This is a genomic window from Streptomyces coryli, from assembly GCF_011044975.1.
Lineage (GTDB): Bacteria > Actinomycetota > Actinomycetes > Streptomycetales > Streptomycetaceae > Streptomyces > Streptomyces coryli.
In genome coordinates, this window is record NZ_JAAKZV010000038.1 from 39,481 (window position 1) to 46,344 (window position 6,864).

8 protein-coding genes are annotated in these 6,864 nt (G+C 69.0%); 3 read left to right on the plus strand and 5 right to left on the minus strand.

Annotation, left to right across the window (positions count from 1 at the left end):
* Positions 1–15: 15 nt before the first annotated feature.
* Entirely contained in the window at positions 16–408 is a 393-nt protein-coding gene (locus G5C51_RS11965) for a DUF4190 domain-containing protein (protein ID WP_165236259.1), read from the minus strand.
* A gap of 69 nt (positions 409–477) precedes the next feature.
* Positions 478–1,467, minus strand: a complete 990-nt coding sequence (locus G5C51_RS11970; RefSeq protein WP_165236262.1) for a phosphotransferase enzyme family protein — start codon at positions 1,465–1,467, stop codon at positions 478–480.
* 154 nt (positions 1,468–1,621) lie between these two features.
* On the opposite strand from G5C51_RS11970, the gene ctaD reads away from it, so the two are divergent.
* Both ctaD and G5C51_RS11980 read left to right on the plus strand, forming a co-directional pair.
* On the plus strand, positions 1,622–3,361 hold the full coding sequence (gene ctaD / locus G5C51_RS11975) for an aa3-type cytochrome oxidase subunit I (RefSeq protein WP_206313733.1): 1,740 nt from the start codon (positions 1,622–1,624) through the stop codon (positions 3,359–3,361).
* A 5-nt stretch (positions 3,362–3,366) separates the two neighbouring features.
* On the plus strand, positions 3,367–3,729 hold the full coding sequence (locus G5C51_RS11980) for a hypothetical protein (RefSeq protein WP_165236268.1): 363 nt from the start codon (positions 3,367–3,369) through the stop codon (positions 3,727–3,729).
* A 1-nt stretch (position 3,730) separates the two neighbouring features.
* On the opposite strand, the gene G5C51_RS11985 is transcribed toward G5C51_RS11980, so the two are convergent.
* Positions 3,731–4,117 (minus strand): winged helix-turn-helix transcriptional regulator, encoded by a 387-nt coding sequence (locus G5C51_RS11985; protein ID WP_165236271.1) that lies wholly within the window; start codon positions 4,115–4,117, stop codon positions 3,731–3,733.
* Between the two features lie 102 nt (positions 4,118–4,219).
* Between G5C51_RS11985 and G5C51_RS11990 the strand changes: the two genes are divergently transcribed.
* Positions 4,220–4,621, plus strand: coding sequence for a Rid family hydrolase (locus G5C51_RS11990; protein ID WP_165236274.1), 402 nt, complete (start codon positions 4,220–4,222; stop codon positions 4,619–4,621).
* A 21-nt stretch (positions 4,622–4,642) separates the two neighbouring features.
* Here G5C51_RS11990 and G5C51_RS11995 read toward each other — a convergent pair whose 3' ends face one another.
* Positions 4,643–6,211, minus strand: a complete 1,569-nt coding sequence (locus G5C51_RS11995) for a PTS ascorbate transporter subunit IIC (protein ID WP_165236276.1) — start codon at positions 6,209–6,211, stop codon at positions 4,643–4,645.
* A 26-nt stretch (positions 6,212–6,237) separates the two neighbouring features.
* Positions 6,238–6,864, minus strand: a 627-nt coding sequence (locus G5C51_RS12000; RefSeq protein WP_165236278.1) for a PTS sugar transporter subunit IIAB, incomplete at its 5' end; no start/stop codon positions are given.

The window sequence follows — 6,864 nt, forward strand, 5'->3', positions numbered from 1 at the left end:
TGCCGTAGAAAGCGGCTACCGCTCCAGATCGCGCCCGAACTCACGGGCGCACTCGTCCTGCTGGGACTGGCTGTTCGCCTTGTCCATGCAGCTCTGGAAGTCCTTCCCGTCGTCGGAGTTCAGGATCGAGACCCCGACGATCAGCAGGATGGCGGCGAGGAGCACGGCCGCGCCGCCGAGCACCACGCCGACGATCGCCATGGCACGACCGCGCACGCCGCGCTGCCGGGTGCGCCGGATCGCCATGACGCCCAGCACGATGGCGGCTATCGCCAGCGGCAGGCCGACGAACCACAGCCACAGCAGCAGCACCGACAGAATGCCGGTGACGAGCGCGGCGACTGCGAGACCGCTGCGTTCCTGGCGTAAGCGGACGCCTGAGGTAGCGGTACGGACGGAGTGAGACATCTCTTCGTCCCTGAAGGTCGGGCCGGGACCGGTTGTCCCGGTCTACCCGTCCCGAGTTCCCCGGGGCCGCTACTGCACGCCGGGGCGGGCGGCCGTGACGGCGCGCTCCAGGGAACCGGTGAAACCCGACCATGCGAGCTCGGTGTCAGGACCTTGGCCATGCGGCTCGCGGAAGGTACGGAGATAGATGGTCAGGTCGTCCAGATCCCACCGCAGCCGGTACAGCGCCAGCGCCGCCGGGTCGGGGGAGTGCCCGGTGACCTCCGCGTACGCCGCGAACTCCGCACCCGAGCCGCCCTCCAGGAACCACAGGTCGCGTTCCGGCGGCGCGAGCCCCAGGGTGTCCCAGTCGATGAGGCGGAGGCGTCCTTCGGTCGTCGCGAGCACATTGCCCGGGTGCGGCTCGCCGTGCGTCAGCACCGGCTCGGCCGCGGCCTGGACGCGCGCGGACAGCTCGTCGTAGTGCGCGAGCACCGCCAGGAGCTTCGCCTGGCCGTGCTCGGCGAGCGCGGCCCGGGCGGGTTCTGCGTACGGGCCGCCGGACCACGGCCTGGCGAGGTCGTCCAGCGCCTCGTGCAGCACCGGCACCCCGGCGACCGCCGGATCGTGCACCGGCGCCGCAGGCACCTTCGGCGTCGCGCGGTGCAGCTCGCCGAGCAGCCGGGCCAGCGCGGTCCGCCGCTCCTGCGTCGGCTCGTCGCCGAAGTCCCCCGCGGCGCCGTCGACCTGCGGGTAGACGACGACGGCGTACAGATCGTCGAGGCGCCGTACGGTCTCGCCGCGGTCCGTACGGACCGGCGCCACGACGAAGTCCAGGCCCGCGTCCTCGGCCAGCGCCGCGGCGGTGTCCATGGCCAGCCGCAGCCGCCGCAGATCGCGCACCTCCGACAGCTCGGCGACGGTGACGAACCAGCGGCCCCCGGCATCGTCGGTCGCCGTCCAGTGATGGTCGCCGAAGCCGACGGGTGCGTAGGCGAGGGCGGCGGGCTCAAGGCCCCAGTCAAGCCGCAGCGCGTCCGCGACCTGCTCGTCCGTCAGATCCGAAGGTCGTTCCTGCATTTCGCCACCATAGCCGCCGTTCCCGGCCCTTCGGCGAGCGTCCGATCGGGCGGTCGCGATGTCCAGTTTGTGCGTGTCAGCGGCGTTTTTTACGTGCCCCGTACAGGCTGTGCCACGTAACTGACGACAGCGATCGGGAGCCGGAGTGGATTCCTTGTCCCAGCCCTCGCAGACCACCGCGACGGCCGACGACGACGCGTACGAGAACGAGATCCCGATCAGCCGGCACAAGCGCGGCAGCGTGGTGATCAAGTGGATGACGACCACTGACCACAAGACGATCGGCAGCCTCTACCTCATCACGGCGTTCGGCTTCTTCCTCATCGGCGGCATCATGGCGCTCTTCATGCGCGCCGAGCTGGCCCGGCCCGGGCTGCAGATCCTGTCGGGGGAGCAGTTCAACCAGGCGTTCACGCTGCACGGCCTGATCATGCTGCTGATGTTCGCGACCCCGCTGTTCGCCGGCTTCGCCAACTGGATCATGCCGCTGCAGATCGGCGCCCCCGACGTCGCCTTCCCGCGGCTGAACATGCTCGCGTACTGGCTCTACCTCTTCGGCTCGCTCATCGCCGCCGCGTCGCTGCTCACCCCGCAGGGCGCGCCGTCCTTCGGCTGGTTCATGTACACCCCGCTCTCCGACGGCGTGCACTCCCCGTCGATCGGCGCGGACATGGGCATCATGGGCCTGGCGCTCTCCGGCTTCGGCACCATCCTCGGCGGCGTCAACTTCATCACCACCATCATCTGCATGCGCGCCCCCGGCATGACGATGTTCCGGATGCCGATCTTCACGTGGACCGTGCTGCTCACCGGCGTGCTGATCCTCTTCATCTTCCCGGTGCTGGCGGCCTGCCTGTTCGCGCTGGAGGCGGACCGGAAATTCGGGGCGCACATCTTCGATCCGGCGAACGGCGGATCGCTGCTGTGGCAACACCTGTTCTGGTTCTTCGGGCATCCAGAGGTGTACGTCATCGCGCTGCCGTTCTTCGGGATCATCTCCGAGGTCATCCCGGTCTTCTCGCGCAAGCCGATGTTCGGCTACATCGGTCTGGTGGGCGCCACCATCGCGATCGCCGGCCTCTCGGTGACGGTGTGGGCGCACCATATGTACGTAACGGGCGGCGTGCTACTGCCCTTCTTCGCGCTGATGACGATGCTGATCGCGGTGCCCACCGGGGTGAAGTTCTTCAACTGGATCGGCACCATGTGGAAGGGCTCGCTGTCCTTCGAGACGCCGATGCTGTGGGCCACCGGCTTCCTGGTGACCTTCCTCTTCGGCGGCCTGACCGGCGTCATCCTGGCGTCCCCGCCGCTGGACTTCCACGTCTCCGACTCGTACTTCGTGGTGGCCCACTTCCACTACGTCATCTTCGGGACCGTCGTCTTCGCGATGTTCGCCGGCTTCCACTTCTGGTGGCCGAAGTTCACCGGGAAGATGCTCGACGAGAAGCTCGGCAAGATCACCTTCTGGACGCTCTTCATCGGCTTCCACACGACCTTCCTCGTCCAGCACTGGCTCGGCGTCGAGGGCATGCCCCGCCGCTACGTCGACTACCTGGCCGCCGACGGCTTCACCGCCCTCAACACCCTCTCCACCATCGGCTCCTTCATCCTCGGCCTGTCGATGCTGCCGTTCTTCTACAACGTCTGGAAGACGGCCAAGTACGGCAAGCAGGTCAATGTCGACGACCCGTGGGGCTACGGCCGCTCGATGGAGTGGGCCACCTCCTGCCCGCCGCCCAGGCATAACTTCCACACCCTGCCGAAGATCCGCTCCGAATCCCCGGCCTTCGACCTGCACCATCCGGGGATCATCGCCCTGGAGGGCCGCGCTCACGCCGAAGCGGAAGCGGGAGCGGGAGCGGGAGCGGGCAGCGGCGCCATCGAGCGGTGAGACCGGTGGACGACCGCACCGCCGCTCACGCGGGTCCCGCCGCCGAAACGGACCGGGGCCTGCGCCAGCTCGACGGCTACCTCTACTGGCAGGGCGAACTCTCCGACGCCCGCCGCGAGGCGGAGGAGCTCTGCGACCGGCTCGAGTGGCTGACCACTTCAGAACGGGACGAGCTGCTCCGGGCGTACACCTCCACCCGCGCGGCGCTGACCGAGCAGCTTCTCCGCCGTCTCGCGAAGCGCCGCGACGAACTGCGCGCGGACTACGAGGCCCGCTACCGGCAACTGCGGTCGCGGGTCGTCGGCTGGGCGGCGGTGGCGGTGCCGTGCGTGTGCCTGGTGGTTGAGGTGCTGCGTCTCGCCGTGTGACTCAGGCGGTGTCGAAGCGGCGGCGCGCGTCCTCGATGTGGCCGAGGTGCGCGTGCGTCCACCCGCAGATGGCGTCGACCGTCACGCGCAGCGCCCGGCCCGACTCGGTGAGGGTGTACTCGACCCGCGGCGGCACGGTCGGGTGCACCTCGCGGTCGACCAGGCCGTTGCGCTCCAGCATGCGCAGGTTCTGGGTGAGCATCTTGTGGCTGACGCCCTCGACCTGCTTGCGGATCTCGCTGAAGCGCAGCGTGCCCTCGCCGAGCGCCTCGATGATCAGGAGCGCCCACTTGTTGGCGACGTCCGAGAAGATCTCGCGCGCGAGGGAGTCGGCGCGCCGCAGGTCGGCGTCCTCGGGCAGGCCCTCGAGCTCGTGCTTGGTCACCATGAGGTTCCTCAGTTACGAAAAAGTCCGTTCTTCCAGGTCAGCTCAGACTCTCCTACAGTTTCTGAGTAACCACAAGAGACCACGGAAGAAGGTCAGGTCATCGTGTCCACCACCGATGTCTTCATTCACCAGGTGCCGGCCGAGAGCGACTTCGGCTACTCGCAGGCGATCAGGTCGGGCGACCTGATCCACGTATCAGGCCAGCTCGCCTTCGACGAAGCGGGCGGCCTCCTGCACCCGGGAGACTTCGCCGCCCAGCTCAAGCAGACGCACGCGGTCATGGACAAGGTCCTCGACCACTACGGCGTCACCCGCAACCAGATCATCTCGCAAGTCCTGTACGGCGTGGAGCTGCAGCAGAACGCCGCCGCGGTGGCGGAGGGCAACCGGGCGTACTTCGGCGCGCACCGCCCGGCCGCCACCGCATTCGGCGTGACCGAGCTGACCTTCCCCGGCCAGCTCATCGAGATCAGCTTCATCGTCGACACGAAGCTGCCCGCCTGACCCGGCCGGCGGTAAAGGCGCTCAGTCCTCCGGCGGTGGCGGCGGCTTCGGTGCCCCTGCCGGGGGAGTGAGCTTGCGGTACGTGCCCGCCGCCCGCGGCACCGCGTCCTCTACGGGAGCCGCGGCCGGCGTCTGCGGTCCGAGTACCGCGTCCCGTCGCGCGCCGGGGTCCCAGCCCGTTTCGACGACGCGCTTCTGGACCAGGATGGCCCCGCCGAGCACCGCCGCGCCGATCAGCAGCATCAGCACGATCCCGCCGGCCGTCCCGGCCTTCGCCGCGTTGCCGATCAGGGTGCCGAACCAGCCGAAGTCGGCGTCGCCGAAGGTGGTGTTCTCCTTGCCGAAGGCGCCGAGCACCTTCAGCAGCAGGGCCGGCAGGAAGGTGATCAGCACACCGTTCACGAAGGCACCGGCCATCGCCCCGCGCCGCCCGCCCGTCGCGTTGCCGTACACACCCGCGGCGCCGCCCGTGAAGAAGTGCGGCACCAGGCCCGGCAGCACCAGCGCGAGCCCGAACGCCGGGTTGAAGACCGCGGAGAGCAGGCCGAGGGAGATCAGGCCGCCGACGAAGCTGGAGATGAAGCCGATCAGGACGGCGTTCTGCGCGTACGGGAAGACGATCGGCGCGTCCAGCGACGGCACCGCGCCCGGGACGACCTTCGCGGCGATGCCCTGGAAGGCCGGCACCAGCTCGCCGAGGATGGTGCGGACGCCGAAGAGGATGATGGCCACGGCGATGCCGAACTGCAGGCCCTGCATGATCGATTGCATCAGGTAGTTGCCGACGCCGGTCGCCGCCGCGCCGCCGTCCACCGCGAAGGCCTTGAAGGCGGTCTCCTTGCCCACCTTGGCGAGGAAGAGCAGCGCCATGATGAGGTAGATCAGCAGCATCGACAGCGCGGTCGCGACCATCGAGTCGCGCAGGAAGCGCAGCCCCTCCGGGAGCTTCATCTCCTCCGTCGACGGGCTCGACTTGCCGACCAGCTGCCCGGTCGCGCCCGCCGCCACATATCCGGCCGTGCCGAAGTGGCCGATGGCGATGGAGTTATTGCCTGTGATGCGCTTGGTCCACGGATGCGCGAAGGCGGGCATCGACACGAGCATGATGCCCAGCAGCACCCCGCCGAGCAGTACCACCACCCACGACGTCATCCGGGCGGTGGCCAGCACCATCGTCAGCAGCGTGGCCATGAACAGCATGTGATGGCCGGTCAGGAAGACGTACCGCAGCGGCGTGATGCGGGCGAGCACCAGGCTGACCGCGAAGCCGACGATCATCAGCCAGGCCACCCGCGACCCGTACTCCTTCTGCGCGATGCCGACGATCGCCTCATTGGTGGGGATGACGCCGTGCGCACCCGTCGAGCCCTGGATCATCTCGCCGAGCGGCGCCAGCGAGGCGACGACCAGACCGGCGCCCGCGCCGATCAGCAGGAAGCCGAGCGTCGCCTTGATCGCGCCGCCGATGATCTGCCCGGTCGACTTCTTCAGCGCGATCAGGCCCGCGGCCGTGATGAGGCCGATGAGATACGCGGGCTGGCTGAGGATCTCGTTGACGAGGAATTGCGCGATGGATACGAGCCAGTTCATCCCGGCTTCCCTCTCCTCTTCCGTCCTCAGACGTCGTACGTGTCCCGCATGGCGCGGTCCACCTCTTTGGTGCTGGTGAAGTCCTGGATCACCCGGACCGGGATGCCGGGGTCGCCGAGCGCCTTGGCGATCTCACCGGAGGTGAAGATGGCGACGGCCTCGGAGGCCTTGCCCTTGGCGGAGATGGTGTCGGTCGCCTCGACGTTGATGAAGCGGGACCAGCCCCAGCGGTCGAGCACCTGCTCCAGGGTGTTCTTCAGGAAGAGGCTGGTGCCGAGGCCGTTGCCGCAGACCGTGAGGATCTTGTGCGAGCCGCTCAACGCGTCCGCGGGCTGCTGCGCCTGTGCGACGCCCCCGGCGAGGATCGCGTGTACGGCCTCCGGGTCCGGCGCGGCCTTGAGCGCCTGCTCGGTGGCCGGGTCGCCGAGCAGCTGCGCGAGCGCGGCCATCGCCTGTGTGTGCGCGCCGGAGTCCTCGGCGGCGAGTCCGACGACCAGGCTCACCGGGTCGTTCGTCTCGTGCCCGAACGCCACCGGCTCCGCCAGCCGCACCCACGACATCCCGGTCGTCCGCACGGCGGGGGAGGGGCGGGCGTGGGCGAAGGCGAGACCGGGAGCACGACGGACGACTACACCACCGAGATGCTCGAGAAC

Coding starts and splice junctions, on each gene's coding strand:
- G5C51_RS11970 (WP_165236262.1), bottom strand. CDS start 1,467: ATGCAGGAACGACCTTCGGATCTGACGGACGAGCAGGTCGCGGACGCG.
- G5C51_RS11985 (WP_165236271.1), bottom strand. CDS start 4,117: ATGGTGACCAAGCACGAGCTCGAGGGCCTGCCCGAGGACGCCGACCTG.
- G5C51_RS11965 (WP_165236259.1), bottom strand. CDS start 408: ATGTCTCACTCCGTCCGTACCGCTACCTCAGGCGTCCGCTTACGCCAG.
- G5C51_RS11995 (WP_165236276.1), bottom strand. CDS start 6,211: ATGAACTGGCTCGTATCCATCGCGCAATTCCTCGTCAACGAGATCCTC.